This window comes from Zwartia sp. (assembly GCF_049655405.1).
Lineage (GTDB): Bacteria > Pseudomonadota > Gammaproteobacteria > Burkholderiales > Burkholderiaceae_B > Zwartia.
In genome coordinates this window covers 141017-161418 of the sequence record NZ_JBASJR010000013.1, presented here as the reverse complement: position 1 = coordinate 161418, position 20402 = coordinate 141017, and the positions used below count along the sequence as shown (strand labels likewise).

Sequence of the window (20402 nt, the reverse complement as noted above, 5' to 3'; positions counted from 1 at the left end):
GACCGTTCGATACCCTTGCTTCCCCTGTGTGTAAAATCAATAGTCGGAAAGGAAACGCATGTCCACCTCGCGCAAACCGCTTGACGCAACGGCTTACCTCTGCATTGTGATGCTTTGTACGCTATGGGGCGGTCAGCAAATTCTCTTTAAGCTCACAATTGATGACATTAGCCCGTCTATGCAGATTGGGCTTCGCTCCATTCTTGGCTGTGTATTACTCGCACTTTTCATGTGGTATCAAGGCACCTCATTGGCATTGTGGAGAGGGCCTTGGCGCGCAGGGATGGCAGTAGGACTGATTTTCGGACTGGAATGGTGGATGATTGGTGAAAGCCTAAGGTTGACTACGGCCTCGCATCTTGTGGTGTTTTTGTATACCGCCCCGATTTTTACTGCCTTAGGTTTACACATCTGGGTCCCTGAGGAAAACCTGAGCCGTCGACAGTGGTTCGGTGTTTTCGTCAGTTTTATTGGTATTGCGGTCGGATTTATTGGGGGAGCCAATCAGCCTCATTTTGACCTTAAGATGTTGCTGGGTGATTTATTAGCCCTCGGTGCAGGTTTAGGATGGGCGGTCACTACAGTTTTAATACGAACCACAGGACTCGCCAAGCTACCTGCGACGCAAACAACCTTTTACCAATTGTTTTTTGCTGCTCTCGCCCTGCTATTCGCATGTTTTGTCACAGGGCAGCTCAATGTGCGGTGGAGTCCTTTTCTCGTCGTCAGCCTGATTAGTCAAGGTGTACTGATTGCGTTTTTAAGTTTGCTCGTGTGGTTTTGGTTGTTGAAACACTACCTCGCATCGCGGGTATCGATTTTTACCTTTTTGACTCCATTGATCGGCGTGAGTTTTGGCGTGTTGATCTTGGATGAACCTTTGCATGCTGAGTTTGTATGGGGTGCGCTGATGGTGATGCTAGGTGTCATCATGGTGAACTGGCCCTCTAAAATTGCCGCGATGACTGAACAAGCAAAAAGCGTATAACGATATGTGTCTCGCCATCCTTGCTTCAAATGTTTTGCCGGATTGGCCGCTGATTGTGCTGGCCAATCGAGACGAATTACACAGCCGCCCTACTCTTGCGGCGAGCCCTTGGTCAGATGCGGAGACAATATTAGCGGGGCGTGATCTGAGCGCGGGTGGAACATGGCTTGGTATCACAACGCAAGGCAGAGTTGCACTGCTAACAAACTATCGTGAGCCAGGCCATCACGATCCCTTGGCTCCTTCGCGAGGTCAGTTGACGGATGGTTTCCTCAGAGGTGATGACTCTCCACATTCATATGCGCAATCACTGCGTGATCGTGGAAATCGTTATAACGGCTTCAATTTAATGTTGGCAGACACCACCGGACTTCTGTACTGTTCAAACCGCGGACACGAAAAAATTCAGCCGCTGGACAAGGGGGTGATGGGCATATCGAATGCCTCACTCAATACACCCTGGCCCAAGCTCACGCGGACTCAGCGTGCGGTCTCTAAACATCTCGCTCAAGTCGGCGAAAGGGGCGCGCCTAACGCAGGGTTACTTTTTGACATCATGCAAGACACTCGCACTGCCTCCATAGATGAGCTACCTGATACAGGCGTAGGTCCTGATCGTGAAAAACTGTTGAGCAGCCCATTTATAAAAAATGAACGTTACGGCACACGTTGCACCACACTGATTTTGAGGCGTGCGGATGGCATGGTTCGTTTTCAAGAAAAAAGATTCGATGCACAAGGATTGATTGTTGGTGAGAGTCTCTGGACGGTGGATACCCTTCAACAGAGGTTTTTATCTGGAACCGAAGAAACCTTTAATTTTTAGAATTCCACTTGCGATGCATGTTTCGTTTAGAACACAACCTCTATAATCAGTACTTAATTTTCACTTGAGTTGAGGTCCCTTATGTCTGACTTAAAAGTTCGAATTGCCGATGCAGTCAAAGATGCCATGCGCGCCAAGGCAGCCGAGCGACTGGGGACTTTGCGTTTTTTACAAGCCGCAATCAAACAGCGTGAAGTCGATGAGCGAAAAGATCTTACTGATGCTGAAGTAACAGCCATCATAGAAAAACAGATCAAGCAGCGGCGCGAATCCATTTCTGCGTTTGAACAAGCGGGTCGAGTGGAAACCGCCGCTCAGGAAACGGCTGAACTGGCTATTTTGAAAGAGTTTTTACCGCAGGGAGCGACCGATGCTGAGATTGCCACCGCAATTGATGCTGCACTCGCAGAGGTCGCTGCACAAGGTGTCACAGGCGCCCCTGCGATGGGCAAAGTGATGGCCATCCTCAAGCAGGCGCTTGCAGGACGTGCAGAAATGTCTGCACTCTCCGCTCAAGTAAAAGCTAAATTAAGCTGAAGGCTTGATCCGCAGCACTTTAAAGGCTGCGGTTGCTTTTGCAATGATGTTTCCGGCTGTATCGAGTACCTCGCCTTCACAAAAGGCGATTGAGCTGCCACGACGAATGCAACGCGCTTCGACTGTCAGGTCTGTGATGGCAGGCTCAAGGCATGTGGTGTGCATATCAATGGTCGCCATGCCAATTCCAAGCGGATCACTCGCTCGACCTGCCGCGCTCAGTGTGAAATCTAGAATGCTCATGATGGCACCACCGTGAATGTGCCCACGACTATTGCGCAGTTCGTCGCGAATTTTAATGCGTGTGATGGCGCGGTTGTCAGCACAGAGGACGGGCTCAAGTTGCAGAAAGTCGAGATAAGGAATTTCTAAGCCGAAATAGGTCTTGGGTTTTTCTAAAGATGACACAAAAAGACTCTGAAAAAGTAGGTGAAGAATAAATAACTAACAGTGATGAGGTTTATTGGGGTCTCGGCATATAACTAATGCAAGTCGGGGTACCAAACTGAATCACTTCATGCATTGCAGCGAGCGACTTAGCGTTCCAGATGTTGATACCGTTGACCATCACCTGCACTTGCGAAGACTGTGCATCCAGGGCGCGAATATCGACCTGTCCATAACGGCTGCCACCCAACTCTCCTGTGACAGCCACAAACGCCGTTCGATCCGCGGAGTTGATTTCGCCAATGATTGGAAACTCACCGTCTGCACTCCAACAACGTTGAGCCTGGGCTTTTGCCCGCTCAAAAATGACTTCGTATGCCACTGGGACGGTAAAGCTGTCTTTAGGTGAGGTATTGGGATTGATGCCCATACATGCACCTAGAAGTAAGGGCGCGAGAGTAATCAGCCATTTGAAGTTCATGTGGTTTGCCTTAGACGGGCCCAAGAGAGCCAAAGGTTGCATAATACGGACTTAAGCAGCAATTTTACGACTTTTAATCCTCTCATGATTCCACAAAAATATAGATTCTCAGGCTGGGTGGTAGTTGCAGCATTGTTGGGTTTGCTGGGGGTTGCGCTGGGCGCTGTCGCGGCTCATGCTGTTTCTGACCCCAAAGCGGTTGCCGCAATCGAAAAAGCTGCGCTTTATCAATTAATCCATGTTTTGGCGCTTCTGTTTGCAAGCAAGTATGCAGGACGGTTTGGGGCGTTGAGCTGTTGGTTCTTTTTAATCGGCATCACACTTTTCTGTGGGTCAATTGACCTCAAATATTTACTTGGCTTTCAAGGTGCGACTTCCGTGGCACCTTTAGGGGGTATTTGTTTAATGCTTGGTTGGGTTTTTTTGGGTGTGTCAAGTCTGCATCATCAAAAACATCCTTTTCACCCAAGCTGAAAACAACGATTCACTTCAATGGTAAAAAGCTAACTAACACTCATTTCTTTCACAACTCAGTATCTAATCCAATGACTATACGAGACAAAGCCTATATCGTCGGTGCATACGAACACCCTACGCGTAAAGCCCCTGACAAATCTGTCGCCCAGTTGCATGCCGAATCCGCCAAGGGCGCCCTAGAAGACGCAGGATTAACACTGAATGATATCGACGGCTATTTTTGTGCCGGCGATGCACCCGGCCTTGGCATGTTAAACATGGCCGACTACATGGGGTTAAATAAACTCCGCCATGTGGACTCGACCGAAACGGGTGGCTGTTCTTACCTGATTCACGTCTCGCATGCTGCACAGGCTATCGCTGCAGGAAAGTGCGACATCGCGCTCATTACACTCGCAGGACGTCCACGTTCGGCAGGCTCTTCGGGTTTGCAGCCGCGCAATTGGGGCAATGACTTACCTGATGTGCCCTTTGAAGCCCCTTTCGGACCTGTGACCGTCAATAGTTACGCGATGGTCGCCGCTCGCCATATGTATGAGTACGGCACGACTTCCGAGCAACTCGCCTGGATTAAAGTCGCGGCATCTCATCACGCTCAGCATAATCCGCATGCCATGCTGCGGGATGTGGTGACTGTCGAAGATGTGATCAATTCACCTTTAGTATCGACCCCCCTCCACCGTCTTGATTGTTGTGTGGTGAGTGATGGCGGCGGCGCATTGATCGTGGCTCGTCCTGATATCGCCAAGTCACTCAAGCGACCCTTGGTCAAATTACGTGGCGCGGGTGAGTCAGTGAAAGGTCAACTCGGTGGCCGCGTAGACCTGACTTACTCAGGCGCACGCATTTCAGGCGCGAATGCCTTTGCAGAAGCTGGCCTGACCCCTCAGGATATTAAGTACGCTTCCATATACGACAGCTTTACCATCACAGTATTGATGCAGCTCGAGGATCTCGGCTTTTGTAAAAAAGGCGAAGGCGGCAAGTTTGTTTCTGACGGCAATTTGATCTCTGGCGTAGGCAAGCTTCCTTTTAATACTGACGGCGGTGGTTTGTGTAACAACCATCCTGCCAATCGTGGCGGCATCACCAAGGTCATTGAGGCTGTTCGCCAACTTCGTGGCGAAGCCCATCCTGCCGTGCAGGTTAAAAATTGTGATATTGCCTTGGCTCATGGCACAGGCGGTTTTCTTGGTTCGCGCCATGGTAGCGCAACACTGATCATGGAGCGTGAATAATCATGACGATGATGTATCAACCCAACCCTATCCCGGCCCCTACTGAAGAGCAAGGCAATCAACCCTTCTGGGAAGCCGCGAAAACAGGTAAGTTTTTGGTGAAGTATTGCAAGTCATGCAAAGAGCCGCATTGGTATCCACGTACGCTCTGTCCCTTTTGTTTCGGTGAAACTGAATGGAAAGAAGGCTCTGGCAAAGGTACGATTTACTCGCTGAGCGTGATGCAACGCGGTAATCCAAACCCGTACTGTATCGCTTATGTCACACTCGATGAAGGCGTCACGATGATGACGCAGATCGTGGATTGTGATTTGGCTGCACTGAAGATTGGACAAAAGGTGAAGTTGGTATTTAAGCCTACAACGGAGGATGGTCCTCCCGTTCCGATGTTTACGCCAGTGTAATGAAGGTGTACTAACAATCTATGTTGGTGTGATAAAAAAAGAGGATCCGCGCGGATCCTCTTTTTCTTTAAAGCCTAGTCAACGCTTAAGGATTGAGTGCGGCATTAATCACATTGTCGAGAAACTTGAGATTGTCTTTTACGTCAAAAGTTTTGCCATTCGCTTTAATGACGCCATTCATTAATTCGAAACTCGACTGAAGACCTTCGGGTGTTTTGACGGCCAAGCCAAACATCAAAGCAGTGGTTTGTTGAGCAGTGTCTAAGCCGCCTTTACCATTTAATTTGGCTTGACCTGCTGCACGCAAACGTTGGGCCGAGGAAAAGGCTGTCTCTGATCCCTCTGCCTTGAGCACTTCAATATTGAGGTCTCCACTTACTGATCCACCCTCTAACTTTGCGACGACTTTGGGCAGACCAATTGAAAAGCCCTTGTTAAACAAAACGCGCAAAGATTTGGAGAGTGCAACACGCTCTTCTGCAGTGAGCTTATTGATGTCTTTTGCATCTCGCAAAATAGTTGAGATTGACATCAAGCTGTCTTTGTCCAGACCACGCAATGCGAACTCTTGATCAACATCACTTAACTTAAATTTTCCAAAAGAATAGTCTTTGATGGTTTGAGTAATCGCGAGATTGAAACGGTCATTTTCGAGGCTGGCTGTTTTAATCAGTTTCATTCCCTCAAAGGCGGAAGATACGCTGGTGCCTTTGTCGATACCAAAAGCGTAAGTGCCTAATCCCAAATTACGATTAGAAAGATTGATGTCAATACTCATGCCACGCCAATCCGTCACCACAGATTCAGTCCGTGCATTGAGATGGTCAGACTGAAGTTTTAATTTCAGTGTTTCATTATTCCAAGTTGCCATACCGGTCAAGGGAGTCAGTTTCAAGGCGGTTTGGGCATCTTTAAATAAAAGCTCTGAAAGTTCGACGCTTGAGTGACGCTGTCCACCGTAACCGATGTGGCCTTTGCCGTGCATCGTCGGACCCTGACCGAAGAGTTGTTTGAGAGCGGGATCGATTGCATCGTCCCCTGTCATTTTCCACTCGAGGCGCCCTGCTGAATCAGGTAAGAGCAAATTCGAGATTTTGTATTGGATGATGAAGCCAAGTGCGGTTGGCGCACCATCTGCTACCGGAATAAAATTTGGGAATCGAATTTCAAACTTGCCAGTGGATGAAAAGGCGGACTGTTGATGCTCAACAGTTTTGATGTGCATGTAATCATTTTGCTTGTAGAGCTCAGGAAGTGACGTGATGTAGTTTCCTGTGGTGCGAGCAGAGTAGAAACTCGCGCCTAACCAAACCGCCACCAACAATCCGATTAATGCGACCAAACTGATAATTTTTTTCACGAGAATATTCCGATCATTTTATGAATGACAATTAATTTGCTAAGCAAATATTAGCACCAAATTAGGCGCCAAATTCCTTGGAGAGCTCCGCGGCACGTCGATCAGCCGCATTCATGGCCTGTGAAACAATATCGACAAAGTGTGCCTCTTGAAAGACAGCCAACGCTGCTGCTGTGGTTCCCCCTTTGGATGTGACACGTTCACGCAGGGTGGCTGGGGTCTCGGGTGATGCGCTCGCAAGTTTGGTTGCCCCTGATAGTGTTGCCAAGGCAAGTTCTTTTGCCTGGCTGGCAGTCAGCCCAAGAGCCTCTCCTCCTTTGACTAAAGCCTCTAAAAATAAGAATACATAGGCTGGACCGCTTCCCGATAAAGCGGTGACCGCGTCAATGGCTGCATCGTCATTGACCCAAACGGCTTGTCCGACAGCAGAAAGAAGGCTCGTTGCAATCACGCGGTCTCTGGCTGAAAGTCCTGCGGGCGCAGCTAGTCCAGTCACCCCTGCACCCACCAGTGCTGGTGTATTTGGCATACATCGGACAATATTTTGATAGGGAACTTGTGCTGATCCACACCAAGTCGCTAAGGATGAGATAGAAATACCTGCTGCAATACTGATGATCAAGGTGTCGGCTGACATCCACTCCTTGCATTGCAAGACAACCTCTTTCATTTGCTGAGGCTTGACAGCAAAAATCCATACGCGATGATGACGCAATGTCTCATCAGGCCCTGCACTAGTACTCACTCCACGATTGGCCCACTGCGTTCGCAATGAGTCAGCAACCTCGATTACGTGTATGTTCTCTAGAGGACATTCCTGATTGATCAGGCCGGAAACCAGCGCATTTGCCATATTGCCGCCACCGATAAACGCCACTGAAGGAAAATTAGTCATCACACCATCCATCTGAATCTATAGACATCAATATAAGAAAACTAAAAAATCGAAAAGTCTGAGATCAAATCTAGCTCAGCACTTCAAGTCCAATACCAACGAATACTGCGGCACCAAACCAAGTGTTGTGTAGAAATGCTTTAAAGCAGGCTTGGCGGTCACGACCTCGAATCCATTGAATGTGTTTTGCAGCAATCATGGCTGATAGGCTGAGTGCTGCAAAATACATCCAACCGTACCCCAACCAATCGCCAGCAACACCGAGTAAAAGAAGTGTCACACCATAGCAAAGCGCCACAAAAAGAACATCATAGCGGCCAAAAGTAATCGCTGAAGATTTAACCCCCAAACGTATATCATCATCACGATCGACCATTGCATATTCTGTGTCATAGGCGATCGCCCAAAAGATATTGGCAACAAGTAGTAGCCAGGCAACGGCGGGGATTGATCCTTGAATCGCTGCAAAACTCATCGGAATACCGAAACCAAAGGCAATGCCAAGATATGCCTGTGGAATGGCAAAGAACCTTTTAAATAATGGATAAGTCACGGCTAAAAAAGCAGCTACGCCAGCGAGCAGGATGGTGAGAGGATTCGTCGTCAGCACGAGCCCCAAGCTCATGAACCCAAGCGCCGCTGCGACATAGAGTGCCTCGCGTGGAGCAAGTGCACCCGTTGCAAGCACCCTCTCCTGTGTGCGTTTGACATGCAGATCAACGTCGCGGTCAAAGTAATCATTCATGGCACACCCTGCTGAACGCATCAGTATGGTGCCCAAGATAAAAACAACCAAGATGTGCCATTCTGGGAACCCATCTGCCGCGGCAAATAGGGCCCAAAGTGTAGGCCAAAGCAATAACAAAATTCCAATTGGCTTATCCAGACGAACTAAGCGCCAGTAAAGTTTTAGTTTTGTCATCAAAGTACGTTCTAGTGAGCCTGTGGTGGTTGTGGCAACATGTGGACGTCCTGTAATTGACACGCATATACGGCTTGGGCAAGAGCCTCGACAGCCGCAGCGCGTGGGAAACTTTTTCTCCAGGCTAAAACAACGCGACGGTCGGGTACTGGACGTTCGAAAGGAATGTAACGTAGCAGTTTGTTGTTGCGATCCTCTTTTGGCACGGACGTGCGAGGCATCACTGTAATGCCTATGCCTGCCGCCACCATGTGGCGAATGGTTTCAAGGGAAGATCCTTCAAAGGTGCGCTGTATGCCTTCGCTCGAAGCTGCAAAGCGAGAAAGTTCGGGACAGACCTCAAGCACTTGATCACGAAAGCAGTGTCCGCTCCCGAGCAACAGCATATTTTGTTGTTTCAAGTCTTCAGCTGAGATGGATTTGCGATCGGCCCAAGGATGGCCTGCAGGAATCACCACAATAAATTCTTCGTCATAAAGTGGTTGTGTCATCAGACCTGCATCTGGTAAGGGTAAAGCCATGATGGCACAGTCAATTTCCCCTTGGCGCAACAGCTCAATCAGTTTGATAGTAAAGTTCTCTTGCAAAATTAGAGGCATTTGTGGCGTGCGTTCAATCTGAGCTGGCACGAGTTTAGGCAGTAGATACGGTCCAATCGTGTGGATCACGCCCACACGTAAGGCGCCCGCCAAGGGATCGTGTCCCAGTCTGGCGAGTTCTTTTAAGTTAGCGCTTTCCTCAAGGACTTTTTGGGCTTGAGAAACGATCTGTTGACCGATTGCAGTGACTCCGACTTCGGTGCCACCTCGTTCAAATAGTGTGATTCCAAGCTCGTCTTCAAGTTTACGAATGGCGACGGACAGAGTGGGTTGACTCACGAAACAGGCTTCAGCAGCCCGTCCAAAATGACGTTCTCTCGCGACTGCCACGATGTACTTCAGTTCGGTCAAAGTCATAACAGATTCAGCTTTTGAAAGGCACAACGTTTAAATTAAAAAATATGGATAAAAAAAACCTAACTACGCAGATAATCTTCGCGCCCTCGCATCCAGCGACTGAGATGGCGTTGAACGACTTCAGGCGAATTTTTTCTAAGATCTGTTGCGACCTCTCGGGCCATGCGCACGAGTGCAGAGTCGGTTGCCAAATCAGCAAAGCGGAGCAAAGCCATTCCTGATTGCCGAGCACCGAGTAGCTCGCCTGGTCCACGCAGATCGAGATCTCGCTGCGCGATTTCAAAACCGTCTTGCGTTTCATACATTGCACGTAAACGTTGACGTGCGATCATAGAAAGTGGCGTTTGATACAGCAAGACGCACACGGACTGTAAAGCTCCCCTCCCCACTCGACCTCTCAACTGATGAAGCTGAGCCAAACCGAAGCGCTCAGCATGCTCAATCACCATGAGCGAGGCATTTGGTACATCCACACCAACTTCAATGACGGTGGTCGCCACGAGGACATCGATGTCCCCCGTGCGAAATGCTTGCATCACTTGTGCTTTTTCAGCAGTTGGTAGTCGGCCATGCACTAGACCAACGTTGAGCCCCTCAAGGGCCTCGGTTAAGTCTCTATGCGTATCAACGGCAGTTTGAAGATCTAGGGCTTCGCTTTCTTCGACCAAAGGACACACCCAGTATGTCTGTTGCCCTTTAGCGACAGCTTGAGCGATATGTTCGATCAACTCACCGCGCCGGTCAGAGGCGATCAGTTTGGTGACAATGGGAGTTCTTCCCGGAGGAAGCTCATCAATAGAGGAAACCTCAAGATCCGCATAAAAAGTCATTGCCAGCGTGCGTGGGATGGGCGTCGCGCTCATCGTCAGTTGATGGGGAACAAACTCGATATCGTCCTCGCCTTTGCGGGAAAGGGTTAGCCGCTGCGTCACACCAAAGCGATGCTGCTCATCAACAATAATGAGACCAAGTGAGTGAAACTCTACGCCGTCTTGAATAAGTGCTTGTGTGCCAACGATGAGTTTAGCTTCGCCTGATCCAATATCTTTTAATGCTTCGCGTCGAGCTTTGGCCGTGACACTCCCAGCTAACCAAGTCACTTTGATGCCAAGCGGCTCACACCACGACTTGAGCTTAACGTAATGTTGCTCAGCCAAAATTTCCGTAGGAGCCATTAAGGCAACCTGGGCACCTTGCTCGATGGCTTGAAGCGCTGCAAGAGCTGCAACAATAGTCTTGCCGCTACCGACATCTCCTTGCAACAGCCGATACATTGGATACGCTCGTCCTAGGTCCGCGCCAATCTCGGCACTCACTCTCTGTTGTGCAGTCGTTAATGAAAAAGGTAGCGCAGCTTTTAACCGCGCAACCAAACTTTGAGGAGAAGTATTGACCTCGAACGCATGCGCTCGTTTGCTTTGCCGCGCAGCGCGTGCCGCGGCAAGGGAAAGTTGTTGCGCAAGAAGTTCATCAAATTTGATGCGTATCCAAGCGGGATGTTCATGCTCCATCAACGCCAGAGCATCCATATCAGGAGTGGGTGCATGAAGAGTGCGAATCGCCTGCTCGAAACTCATCAAGTCGAGTTGTTGAACCAATTTCGCAGGCAAAGTATCCGTTAAATTCGCAGCACTGAGCGCTTGCGTGATCGCTTTGCGTAAGCTTGGCTGTGACAACCCCTCTGTGGTTGGATAAACAGGTGTTAACGCAGCTGATAGCGGTGCGCCAATTGTTGAGATACGAGGGTGAATGATTTCAAAGCCATACATTCCACCGCGCACCTCACCACGTATACGCCATCTCTTGCCGGCTTGCATCTGGCTCAGTTGACTGGGATAAAACGTCAGCCAGCGTAATGCAATTTCAGCAGAGTCATCTTTGATCGTCGCAGTGAGTTGACGTCTTGGCTTGAGTAAAACATCTGATCTGACGACTTCGCCTTCGATCTGTGCAGACATGCCTGGACGCAAACTGGCAATATCTTGAATCTGTGTTTCGTCCTCGTAGCGGATTGGCAAATGAAGAATAAATGCTTCAGGTGAAGTCAATCCTAGACGCTCTAGCTTTGCGTTGACAGACATATCTGTCCCAACGCCACGTTTAGGTGAGCGTTTGGGAGAGTATTTGACTGGGCTAGGCACGATGACCCCAATTGGGTATTTGAAGCGTCAAATAACAATCGTGGCTTCGATCTCAAACTGTGCATCTTTAGGCAGGCTACTGACACCCACCGTAGAACGCGCAGGAAATGGTTCAGGAATCAATTCAGCCATGATGCTGTTGACGATGTGGAACTGTTTGAGGTCAGTCAAAAAAAGAGTCAGTTTGACAATGTTTTCAAGTCGTCCACCTGCAGCCTCAATCACAGCTTGCATGTTGGCAAATGCCTGTCTGACTTGAGTCTCAAAGTCCTCTGAAACCATGACACCTGTCTCAGGCACCAGACCAATCTGCCCGGAAAGAAAAACTAACTGACCAGCAGGTGCTGTAACCGCTTGCGAGTAAGGTCCAACCGCTGCAGGTGCCGCTTGAGTATGAATAATTCGCTTAGACATTATTGCTCCAATAGATAACTATTAGAGTTTAACGTTCAATAGTTGAAAGCGATAGGTCGATCATCAAGAAAAACTCATAAATTCCCTACTAAGCTGTCTCAGGAGGATTGTCTTGATATCCGGAATCCATACCAAGCTCACGCAGTTTTCTGGTGATTGTGTTGCGCCCCATTCCCAAGCGTGCGGCAGCTTCAACACGCCTGCCCCGACAGACCTCTAAAGAAGATTGCAAAATTGTCCGCTCAAATTGACGCGTCAAGGCAGACCAGACTTCAGGATCTGAACGTGAGAGTCGCGTACTGGCTTCGAGGGCAAGTAATTGTTGCCAAGTTTGCGCGCTATGTATTCTCGACTGAGTGGTTTCAGTTTCAGGTAAGTCCGCAGCACGGACTTCCGCTGGCAAATCGCTTACTTCAACAGTTTGTCCGGGGGCCATGACAGTCAACCAATGACAAAAGTTTTCAAGTTGCCTGACATTTCCGGGAAAATCAAACTGCGCTAAAACTTGCATGGCTTGCTCAGAAATCTTTTTGACAGGCACACCAACGCCGCGCGCACACACTGACAAGAAGTGTCGAGCCAATTCTGCAATATCCTCACGCCTCTCTCTGAGTGGTGGCAAACGCAGTCTGATCACGTTGAGACGATGAAACAAATCCTCACGGAATTTTCCTTCACGCACACGTTCTTCTAAAGGCTGATGTGTTGCGGCAACAATTCGAACATCTACCTTCACAGGCTGCGCGCCACCGACCCGGTAAAACGTTCCGTCAGATAAAACGCGGAGTAGTCGTGTTTGCAACTCAAAGGGCATATCGCCAATTTCATCAAGAAATAAGGTACCGCCACTGGCTTCTTCAAAGCGGCCTCGGCGTAAAGAGTTAGCACCAGTAAAGGCCCCGCGTTCGTGGCCAAACAGCTCAGCCTCAAGAAGATCGCGTGGGATCGCTGCAGTATTCAGGGCAACAAACGGCCCTTTTGAACGAACGCCATGACTATGTAACGCGCGCGCAACAAGTTCTTTACCTGTTCCGGATTCACCTGTAATCAGGACTGTGACATTTGAGTTTGCCAAACGTCCGATTGCGCGAAATACTTCCTGCATGGCGACAGACGATGACTGCGTGAGGATTCCTTTGTCAGAAGGGGCTGACACTGAAGATCTTTCATCGGAAGCTGCTTGTGACTGAGCTCCATCGCTTGGCGAAGGCTCACGCACAGCGCGTGAAATGAGAGCGACCGCTTCGTTGATGTCAAACGGCTTTGCTAAGTAATCAAAGGCTCCACCTTGAAACGCCGTCACGGTGCTGTCAAGATCGCTGTATGCAGTCATGATAATGACTGGCAAAGAGGGATATTTATCTTTGACATGTTTAAGCAGCGCAAAGCCATCCGTGCCTGGCATACGAATATCCGAAATCAATGCGGCAGGGATTTCAGACTCAAGCGCGATGGATACATCGCTTGCGCCCACAAAACTTCGCGTCACCATGCCCGCGCGACTCAGCGCTTTTTCGAGCACCCAACGGATGGCTTGATCATCATCCACAATCCATACTGGTTTCATAGCGGCTCCATGGGACACATCAGACGAAACTCGGTGTGACCGGGTCTCGAGTCAAACTCAATAACGCCTCCATGCTGTTGAACGAAATCTTGGGCAAGGCTCAGTCCTAGGCCCGTCCCTCCTTCGCGTCCAGTCACAAGAGGATGAAAAATTCGATCGTGGAGATTTGCAGGCACTCCAGGGCCGTTATCAATGACTGACACGACGACGGCCAACCGATGTTGCTTGTGTCTGAGCAATACCTGACGGGCAATGCGTGTTTTTAAAATGATTTGGGGTTGAATAGTCGGCGTCGATCCTGTCATGATTTGTGCTGCATTGCGCACCACATTTAAAAGTGCTTGCATCAGACGGGCAGGATCAGCACGAAACTCAGGCATCGAGGCATCGTAATCACGAATCAATGCCACTTCTCTAAACTCAGCTCTCACCAAGGCGCACACGCGCTCACAGACTTCATGAATATTGACTTGTTGCCATTGCACAGGCATGCGTTGAGGTGCTGCTAACCGATCAACCAGTGCTTGAAGCCGATCCGCTTCAGAAATGATGACGCGTGTGTATTCTTGTAAAGCAGGATCAGGCAGTTCAGATTCAAGGAGTTGTGCTGCACCGCGTAAACCACCTAAAGGGTTTTTGACCTCGTGGGCGAGATTTCGAAGTAACTCGTGCTGGGTTTCAATCTCGTCAACAAGACGAATACTGCGGTCGACTAACACGCGTTGCTCAATGTCTTTAATTTCTAGCAGAGCAGCCCAAGGTTTATTGCTCAGCGCGATGGACGTCACGCCTACTTCGACCGTTTCGGCGCCACGCCGAGTCCGTGCAAATTGCCGACAGTCGTCCACTTCACCTGCGCAGGCTTGTTGGATAGAGTGTTCGAGCGCAGAGTCGCGTTCAAATAAAAAATCGGCCCGAGCGCCAATCAAGTGGCGTTTGGACCGACCGAACATCATTTCTGCAGCCGCATTGGCCTCTGCAACCTCACCATTACGGTTCAGCAATAGAACTGTCGTGGCGAGTAGATCGAAGGCTTCAAAGGGGATCATGGGTATCAGGCCGGGAGGCCCGACCCCAAGTTTTGTCGGCAGATTAGAGGCTGTAGTACATGTCGAATTCGACGGGGTGTGTCGTCATGCGAAGACGATTCACTTCGTTCATCTTGAGTTCAACATAAGCATCCAGCATTTCGTTCGTGAACACACCACCGCGAGTCAAGAATTCGCGGTCGTTGTTCAACGCTTCGAGAGCCTGCTCAAGTGAACTGCAAACTGTTGGGATCTTTGCATCTTCTTCAGGTGGCAAATCGTACAGATTCTTGTCGGCTGGATCGCCAGGGTGAATCTTGTTTTGCACACCATCCAGACCTGCCATCATCAAGGCAGAGAATGCCAAGTATGGGTTAGCAAGTGGATCTGGGAAACGTGCCTCGATGCGGCGACCCTTAGGGTTTGCCACGTGAGGAATACGGATCGAAGCTGAGCGGTTGCGTGCTGAATATGCAAGCTTGACTGGTGCTTCATAGTGAGGAACCAGACGCTTGTATGAGTTAGTACCAGGGTTGGTGATTGCGTTGAGTGCGCGGGCATGCTTGATGATGCCGCCAATGTAATACAAAGCGAACTCTGACAAACCAGCGTAGCCATTACCAGCAAACAGGTTTTGACCATCTTTCCAGATTGACTGGTGAACGTGCATGCCTGAACCATTGTCACCCACGATTGGCTTGGGCATAAACGTTGCTGTTTTGCCATAAGCATGTGCTACGTTGTGAATGGTGTACTTCATGATTTGGTTCCAGTCGGCACGCTGAACCAATGTGCTGAACTTTGTACCGATCTCAAGCTGACCCGCGCCTGCGACTTCGTGATGATGCACTTCAACAGGAATGCCAGCTTCTTCGAGCAAGATACACATTTCTGAGCGCATGTCTTGCATGGAGTCGACGGGGGGCACTGGGAAGTAGCCACCTTTGACACGTGGACGGTGAGCGAGGTTACCGCCTTCGCTGTCAGCGCTTGAAGACCAAAAGCCTTCGTCTGACTTGATTTTGACGTGGCAACCGGACATGTCGTCGCCCCATGTGACGCCGTCAAAAACAAAGAACTCTGGCTCTGGGCCAAAAAAAGCGGTGTCACCTAAACCACTTGACTTGAGGTAAGCCTCGGCGCGCTTGGCCAGCGAGCGTGGATCACGCTCATAGCCTTTCATGTCTGAAGGCTCGACCACATCACAAGTGATGATCATGGTCGACTCTTCACGGAATGGATCCATGTGAGCAGTCGATGCGTCGGGCATCAACAACATATCGGAGGCTTCGATGCCTTTCCATCCGGCGATTGATGAGCCGTCGAAAGCGTGGCCTTCATTGAACTTGTCCTCGCCCATCTGACTGACGGGCACGGAGACGTGCTGTTCTTTACCCAGCGTATCCGTGAAGCGGAAATCAACAAATTTGACTTCGTTTTCAGTAATTTTCTTCAGAACGTCTTGAGGGGTGCTCATTATGTGACTCCGCTAAAAATATATTAGTAAAAATAATTAAATATGACAGGAATATAAAACTTATGTAAAACGTTAAAGCAAAAACTGTGCCAGTTATTTTAACTGGCTGCGCCCTTTAAAGGCGCATTTGAATCCATCAAGAAGGCACTATTTCGGTGCAGAATCTTAATCTATGCACCACGTTGCGCACCAAAATAGTGATTGATGCGCAAAAGTTGTGATTGATTCAGAACGATAACACTACAGAAAGATCGTTTGTAATTCATTTAAAAACCGCCAACCGGCATCAGTCGCTTGTAATCTTGAAGGATCCTCAGTGAGAAGCTTTTTCTGCTTAGCGAGGGCCAGTTTGGTAGAAATATCTGAATATTCAAGTCCTGTTCTTTCGAAAAATAATTCTAGTGGTACCCCCTCCTTGAGACGGAGAGCGTTGAGCATGAACTCAAAGGCAAAGTCCGAACGCTCGACTTGTCGTACGTCAGAAATATGGCTGCCGTTTCGCAATAAGCTCGCTTGCATCCAGCTTTCTGGATTACGTAACCGAATTTCGCGACGAATACCGTCAGGAGCAGAGACTTTTCCGTGCGCGCCGGGTCCCAAGCCAAGATAGTCCCCGAATTTCCAGTAATTGACATTGTGCCTTGCACGCGCGCCAGGCCGTGCAAACGCAGACACCTCGTAGCGCTCGAAATCATGTTCAGCCAAAAGGGCCTCGATGCCCTCCTCCATCTGCACCGCCACGTCTTCATCCGGTAATTCTGGTGGAAATTTGGCAAAAACCGTATTTGGCTCGAGAGTTAACTGGTAAATGGATAAATGTTCTGTTCCAAAAGACAGCGCTTTGCGTGCATCGTCCATAGAGTCTTGGAGAGACTGGCCTGGCAAAGCGAACATTAAATCAAGGTTGACCCGACTGACTGCGGACATTGCCATCTCAATCGCTTGCCTTGCTTGAAGACCATCATGAACGCGACCTAGTTTTTTGAGTTGAATATCATTGAACGTCTGGATGCCAAGGGAAATGCGATTAACACCACTTTGAGCGTAGGATTTAAAACGCCCTGCCTCCGCTGCGCCGGGATTCGCCTCTAAAGTAACCTCTGCGTCCGGCCAAAGATTGAAGTGTGCTCTTAGCATCGCCATCAATCGATCCACGGCTGAAGCAGACAGCAAGCTTGGCGTGCCGCCGCCTATAAATACCGTATGGACTTGACGTCCCCATACATTTGGCAGGGCCTGTTCGATATCGGCCTGAAGCGCATCAAGATAACGGTCTTCGGGAATATCGCCTGAGGCTTCATGGGAGTTGAAATCGCAATACGGACATTTGCGAATACACCATGGCACATGAATGTATAGAGACAATGGTGGCAGCGTTGTAAAAAGCGAATGTGAACCCGCTGTTTTCGCGACAGCAGGCCTCCAGTTTTCAGCGCGAATCGGTATCGTTCGGGTCATCCTAGCGTTACGCCTCGCTCTTTTAATTTAGACAGCAGGATTTTCATCGCCTGCCCACGGTGGCTGACAGCATTTTTGATGGAAGGATTGAGCTCAGCCACAGTACAACCGTGTTCGGCAATATAAAAATGCGGGTCATATCCAAAACCGTTTTCACCCCTGGGAGTCTCTACGATTTCCCCAAACCAATTCGCCTCTGCAATGAGGGGTTGTGGGTCGTCTGGGTGAGTCAAAAAGACTAAGACTGCTACGTACCAAGCCCGACGGTCTGATACGTCTTGAAGTGCTTGCACCAACTTTTGATTATTGGCCAAGTCTGAGCGTGCACCATGCTCCGTTTGTGCAAAACGCGCTGAATAGATGCCTGGAGCACCTTTGAGGGCACGTACACACAAACCTGAGTCATCCGCCATTGCAGGTAAGCCAGAGAGTGCACTCGCATGACGCGCCTTGGCGAGCGCGTTTTCAACGAAAGTGGGATGTGGCTCTGGTGCCTCGCTAATATTGAGCGAGGCTTGCGGAATGACAGTCAAGCCAAGGGGCTCAAGCAAAGCGCTGAATTCCTTCAGTTTGCCAGTGTTGCCTGAGGCGAGAACAATAGAAGTCAACATAAATTAATCTTGAAACGTATCGGTGAAGAAAGCTTGAGTTTTAAACTCAAACTCATGGTGCAGGAACATCCTCAATGAGCATATTGACCAGATCTCTTGCAAAACTTGGTAATTGTTGAAGGTTTCTGACACATATCTGTAGTTTTCTTTCTGACCACTCATCTGAAAGACGAACAATCTTGATGTTGAGGCGTTGGGCATATCGTTTTGCCACGAGCTCGGGCACAACACCGATGCCAACCCCAGCCTCTATCATCCGGCAAACCGCTTCAAAACTCCCGACTTCAACACGAAAACGAAACGGATAGCCAAGCTTATCAGCCGCCTGAATCAAAAATGCGTGAATGGCACTCCACTCAGATAAACCGACATATTCATAAGCAAGCGTATCGGAAAAAGCCACTTCGTTGAGTTCGCTCAAGGGGTGGTCTACGGGCGCAACCAAGACTAGTCTGTCCTCGCGGTAGGGAATGTATTCGAGCTCTGATGTGGCAGGTTTGCCCGCAACAATCCCGATGTCAGCAGACCCTTCGGAGACCGCTTTAATGACCAGATAGCTCAAGCGTTCACGCAACTCCACTGTTACGTCAGGATGTGAGGCTAAAAAGCGACTCAACACAACAGGCATAAACTCAGTCATGGCAGTCGTATTGGCCAACATGCGTACTTGGCCTTTTATCCCGCGGGCATACTCGTGTATGTCACCACGTAAATGGTCAATTTGTCGTAACACCAAGCGTGCATGGCGCAAAAAAGCTTCACCGGAAGGGGTCAGTGTCACCCCTTGGCTATTGCGATGAAAAAGCCTAGTGCCAAAATGGTCTTCTAGGTTTTTGACACGATTGCTGGCGGCAGGAAGTGAAAGATGGGACTTTTCAGCGCCACGCGTCAAGCTACTAGCATCGCCAATGTTGACGATTAGCTGCAAATCCGTCAGGTCAAAATGATTAGCCATAAGGTTGGCAGTCTCTTAATCAATGAAAAAGCCCGGGTTAACCAAACGTCAATAGTCAAGTTTGGCGCCATGGGGCACAGTGTCTGCTGTATAACACTTGCCATCATAAGACAATCATGAACGCCAACGTTGATCAGTACCAAGATATCCGTGACGCAATTAGGGATCTGTGCAAGCAGTTTCCAGACGAATACTTTCGTAAAGTAGACGAAGTCCGAGGTTATCCCGAGGAATTTGTGAATGCCCTGACTCAGGCTGGTTGGATGGCGGCTTTGATTCCTCAGGAATATGGGGGTTCTGGGCTCGGTTTGACCGAAGCATCCGTCATCATGGAAGAAATTAACCGTTGCGGCGGAAACTCTGGCGCCTGCCATGGCCAAATGTACAACATGGGTACTTTGTTGCGACATGGTTCGACAGAGCAAAAAAATCTCTATTTGCCCAAAATTGCTGCAGGTGAATTGCGTTTGCAATCAATGGGCGTCACAGAGCCGACCACGGGAACAGATACGACCAAAATCAAAACGACGGCTGTTCGCAAAGGCGATCGCTACGTCATTAATGGTCAAAAAGTATGGATTTCACGGGTTCAACACTCAGATTTGATGATCCTTCTGGCTCGTACAACGCCTCTGGACCAGGTCACAAAAAAATCCGAAGGGATGTCAATTTTTATCGTTGATTTGCGTGATGCGATTGGCAAAGGTCTGACTGTTCGTCCAATCTTGAACATGGTTAACCATGAAACCAATGAGTTATTTTTTGACAACCTCGAAATTCCCGCCGAAAACCTAATTGGTGAGGAAGGCAAAGGTTTCAAATATATTCTTGATGGTCTGAATGCTGAGCGCGCCCTCATTGCGGCCGAATGTATTGGTGACGGTTACTGGTTTGTCGATCGTGTGTCAGCTTACGTAAAAGATCGCATTGTGTTTGGTCGTCCGATTGGCCAAAACCAGGGCGTTCAGTTTCCTATCGCTCGTGCGCACATCAACGTCGAAGCGGCTAGTTTGATGCGCTATGAAGCATGTCGTTTGTTTGATGCTAATTTGCCTTGCGGCGCACAAGCCAATATGGCAAAACTGCTTGCGGCAGATGCTTCTTGGGAAGCTGCAAACGCTTGTTTGCAATTCCACGGCGGCTTTGGCTTCGCTTGTGAGTATGACGTTGAACGCAAATTCCGCGAAACACGTCTCTATCAAGTCGCACCCATTTCCACGAACCTTATTTTGTCTTATGTAGCCGAGCACATACTCGGTCTGCCACGTTCCTTCTAAAGG

Annotated in this window: 21 protein-coding genes; 7 read left to right on the top strand and 14 right to left on the bottom strand. The window is 49.2% G+C overall.

Annotation, left to right across the window (positions count from 1 at the left end; translation table 11 throughout):
- Positions 1-58 precede the first annotated feature (58 nt).
- The 3 genes from WBJ47_RS12215 to WBJ47_RS12205 all read left to right on the top strand — a co-directional run bounded on the left by WBJ47_RS12215 (position 59) and on the right by WBJ47_RS12205 (position 2351).
- Entirely contained in the window at positions 59-988 is a 930-nt protein-coding gene (locus tag WBJ47_RS12215) for a DMT family transporter (RefSeq protein ID WP_422242797.1), read from the top strand.
- A 4-nt stretch (positions 989-992) separates the two neighbouring features.
- Entirely contained in the window at positions 993-1814 is an 822-nt protein-coding gene (locus tag WBJ47_RS12210; RefSeq protein ID WP_422242796.1) for an NRDE family protein, read from the top strand.
- An 81-nt stretch (positions 1815-1895) separates the two neighbouring features.
- Positions 1896-2351, top strand: coding sequence for a GatB/YqeY domain-containing protein (locus tag WBJ47_RS12205; protein ID WP_422242795.1), 456 nt, complete (start codon positions 1896-1898; stop codon positions 2349-2351).
- Here WBJ47_RS12205 and WBJ47_RS12200 read toward each other — a convergent pair.
- Together WBJ47_RS12200 and WBJ47_RS12195 are read right to left on the bottom strand one after the other, a co-directional pair.
- A complete protein-coding gene (locus WBJ47_RS12200) occupies positions 2343-2759 on the bottom strand; it encodes a PaaI family thioesterase (protein WP_422242794.1) in 417 nt (138 codons plus the stop codon). The genes WBJ47_RS12205 and WBJ47_RS12200 overlap by 9 nt on opposite strands.
- 52 nt (positions 2760-2811) lie before the next feature.
- A complete protein-coding gene (locus WBJ47_RS12195) occupies positions 2812-3219 on the bottom strand; it encodes a BPTD_2524 family lipoprotein (RefSeq protein WP_422242793.1) in 408 nt (135 codons plus the stop codon).
- A gap of 84 nt (positions 3220-3303) precedes the next feature.
- Between WBJ47_RS12195 and WBJ47_RS12190 the strand changes: the two genes are divergently transcribed.
- From WBJ47_RS12190 to WBJ47_RS12180, 3 genes are all read left to right on the top strand, one after another.
- Positions 3304-3693, top strand: a complete 390-nt coding sequence (locus WBJ47_RS12190; protein WP_422242792.1) for a DUF423 domain-containing protein — start codon at positions 3304-3306, stop codon at positions 3691-3693.
- Positions 3694-3764: 71 nt separating this feature from the next.
- Entirely contained in the window at positions 3765-4934 is a 1170-nt protein-coding gene (locus tag WBJ47_RS12185; RefSeq protein WP_422242791.1) for a thiolase domain-containing protein, read from the top strand.
- Between the two features lie 2 nt (positions 4935-4936).
- Positions 4937-5338 (top strand): Zn-ribbon domain-containing OB-fold protein, encoded by a 402-nt coding sequence (locus WBJ47_RS12180; protein ID WP_422242790.1) that lies wholly within the window; start codon positions 4937-4939, stop codon positions 5336-5338.
- Between the two features lie 85 nt (positions 5339-5423).
- Here the strand turns inward: WBJ47_RS12180 and WBJ47_RS12175 are convergent, their stop codons facing one another.
- The 12 genes from WBJ47_RS12175 to WBJ47_RS12120 all read right to left on the bottom strand — a co-directional run bounded on the left by WBJ47_RS12175 (position 5424) and on the right by WBJ47_RS12120 (position 19122).
- Positions 5424-6698: a DUF945 family protein gene (locus WBJ47_RS12175; RefSeq protein WP_422242789.1), complete on the bottom strand. Its 1275-nt coding sequence runs from the start codon at positions 6696-6698 to the stop codon at positions 5424-5426.
- Between the two features lie 61 nt (positions 6699-6759).
- Positions 6760-7593: a pyrroline-5-carboxylate reductase gene (proC, locus tag WBJ47_RS12170; RefSeq protein ID WP_422242788.1), complete on the bottom strand. Its 834-nt coding sequence runs from the start codon at positions 7591-7593 to the stop codon at positions 6760-6762.
- Positions 7594-7663: 70 nt separating this feature from the next.
- Positions 7664-8515: a 4-hydroxybenzoate octaprenyltransferase gene (gene ubiA, locus WBJ47_RS12165; protein WP_422242787.1), complete on the bottom strand. Its 852-nt coding sequence runs from the start codon at positions 8513-8515 to the stop codon at positions 7664-7666.
- A gap of 11 nt (positions 8516-8526) precedes the next feature.
- Complete coding sequence (locus WBJ47_RS12160) at positions 8527-9471, bottom strand: LysR substrate-binding domain-containing protein (RefSeq protein ID WP_422242786.1); 945 nt, start codon at positions 9469-9471, stop codon at positions 8527-8529.
- Positions 9472-9530: 59 nt separating this feature from the next.
- Complete coding sequence (recG, locus tag WBJ47_RS12155) at positions 9531-11612, bottom strand: ATP-dependent DNA helicase RecG (RefSeq protein ID WP_422242785.1); 2082 nt, start codon at positions 11610-11612, stop codon at positions 9531-9533.
- Between the two features lie 27 nt (positions 11613-11639).
- Positions 11640-12026 (bottom strand): Rid family detoxifying hydrolase, encoded by a 387-nt coding sequence (locus tag WBJ47_RS12150; protein ID WP_422242784.1) that lies wholly within the window; start codon positions 12024-12026, stop codon positions 11640-11642.
- A gap of 88 nt (positions 12027-12114) precedes the next feature.
- On the bottom strand, positions 12115-13593 hold the full coding sequence (gene ntrC / locus WBJ47_RS12145; RefSeq protein ID WP_422242783.1) for a nitrogen regulation protein NR(I): 1479 nt from the start codon (positions 13591-13593) through the stop codon (positions 12115-12117).
- Positions 13590-14642 carry a nitrogen regulation protein NR(II) gene (gene glnL / locus WBJ47_RS12140; RefSeq protein ID WP_422242782.1) on the bottom strand — a complete coding sequence of 351 codons (1053 nt, stop codon included), beginning with the start codon at positions 14640-14642 and terminating at the stop codon, positions 13590-13592. The genes ntrC and glnL overlap by 4 nt, the downstream gene beginning before the upstream one ends.
- 43 nt (positions 14643-14685) lie before the next feature.
- Positions 14686-16098 (bottom strand): type I glutamate--ammonia ligase, encoded by a 1413-nt coding sequence (gene glnA, locus WBJ47_RS12135; protein WP_422242781.1) that lies wholly within the window; start codon positions 16096-16098, stop codon positions 14686-14688.
- 240 nt (positions 16099-16338) lie between these two features.
- Positions 16339-17556 (bottom strand): radical SAM family heme chaperone HemW, encoded by a 1218-nt coding sequence (gene hemW / locus WBJ47_RS12130; protein ID WP_422242780.1) that lies wholly within the window; start codon positions 17554-17556, stop codon positions 16339-16341.
- Complete coding sequence (gene rdgB / locus WBJ47_RS12125) at positions 17553-18167, bottom strand: RdgB/HAM1 family non-canonical purine NTP pyrophosphatase (protein ID WP_422242779.1); 615 nt, start codon at positions 18165-18167, stop codon at positions 17553-17555. The genes hemW and rdgB overlap by 4 nt, the downstream gene beginning before the upstream one ends.
- A 52-nt stretch (positions 18168-18219) precedes the next feature.
- Positions 18220-19122, bottom strand: coding sequence for a LysR substrate-binding domain-containing protein (locus WBJ47_RS12120; protein ID WP_422242778.1), 903 nt, complete (start codon positions 19120-19122; stop codon positions 18220-18222).
- A 116-nt stretch (positions 19123-19238) separates the two neighbouring features.
- Between WBJ47_RS12120 and WBJ47_RS12115 the strand changes: the two genes are divergently transcribed.
- A complete protein-coding gene (locus tag WBJ47_RS12115; protein ID WP_422242777.1) occupies positions 19239-20399 on the top strand; it encodes an acyl-CoA dehydrogenase family protein in 1161 nt (386 codons plus the stop codon).
- Positions 20400-20402: the final 3 nt, after the last annotated feature.

Coding starts and splice junctions, on each gene's coding strand:
- rdgB (WP_422242779.1), bottom strand. CDS start 18,167: ATGTTGACTTCTATTGTTCTCGCCTCAGGCAACACTGGCAAACTGAAG.
- ntrC (WP_422242783.1), bottom strand. CDS start 13,593: ATGAAACCAGTATGGATTGTGGATGATGATCAAGCCATCCGTTGGGTG.
- WBJ47_RS12190 (WP_422242792.1), top strand. CDS start 3,304: ATGATTCCACAAAAATATAGATTCTCAGGCTGGGTGGTAGTTGCAGCA.
- WBJ47_RS12210 (WP_422242796.1), top strand. CDS start 993: ATGTGTCTCGCCATCCTTGCTTCAAATGTTTTGCCGGATTGGCCGCTG.
- WBJ47_RS12120 (WP_422242778.1), bottom strand. CDS start 19,122: ATGGCTAATCATTTTGACCTGACGGATTTGCAGCTAATCGTCAACATT.
- WBJ47_RS12195 (WP_422242793.1), bottom strand. CDS start 3,219: ATGAACTTCAAATGGCTGATTACTCTCGCGCCCTTACTTCTAGGTGCA.
- ubiA (WP_422242787.1), bottom strand. CDS start 8,515: ATGACAAAACTAAAACTTTACTGGCGCTTAGTTCGTCTGGATAAGCCA.
- WBJ47_RS12215 (WP_422242797.1), top strand. CDS start 59: ATGTCCACCTCGCGCAAACCGCTTGACGCAACGGCTTACCTCTGCATT.
- WBJ47_RS12160 (WP_422242786.1), bottom strand. CDS start 9,471: ATGACTTTGACCGAACTGAAGTACATCGTGGCAGTCGCGAGAGAACGT.
- WBJ47_RS12185 (WP_422242791.1), top strand. CDS start 3,765: ATGACTATACGAGACAAAGCCTATATCGTCGGTGCATACGAACACCCT.
- WBJ47_RS12115 (WP_422242777.1), top strand. CDS start 19,239: ATGAACGCCAACGTTGATCAGTACCAAGATATCCGTGACGCAATTAGG.
- WBJ47_RS12180 (WP_422242790.1), top strand. CDS start 4,937: ATGACGATGATGTATCAACCCAACCCTATCCCGGCCCCTACTGAAGAG.
- WBJ47_RS12150 (WP_422242784.1), bottom strand. CDS start 12,026: ATGTCTAAGCGAATTATTCATACTCAAGCGGCACCTGCAGCGGTTGGA.
- hemW (WP_422242780.1), bottom strand. CDS start 17,556: ATGACCCGAACGATACCGATTCGCGCTGAAAACTGGAGGCCTGCTGTC.
- proC (WP_422242788.1), bottom strand. CDS start 7,593: ATGACTAATTTTCCTTCAGTGGCGTTTATCGGTGGCGGCAATATGGCA.
- glnA (WP_422242781.1), bottom strand. CDS start 16,098: ATGAGCACCCCTCAAGACGTTCTGAAGAAAATTACTGAAAACGAAGTC.
- WBJ47_RS12205 (WP_422242795.1), top strand. CDS start 1,896: ATGTCTGACTTAAAAGTTCGAATTGCCGATGCAGTCAAAGATGCCATG.
- glnL (WP_422242782.1), bottom strand. CDS start 14,642: ATGATCCCCTTTGAAGCCTTCGATCTACTCGCCACGACAGTTCTATTG.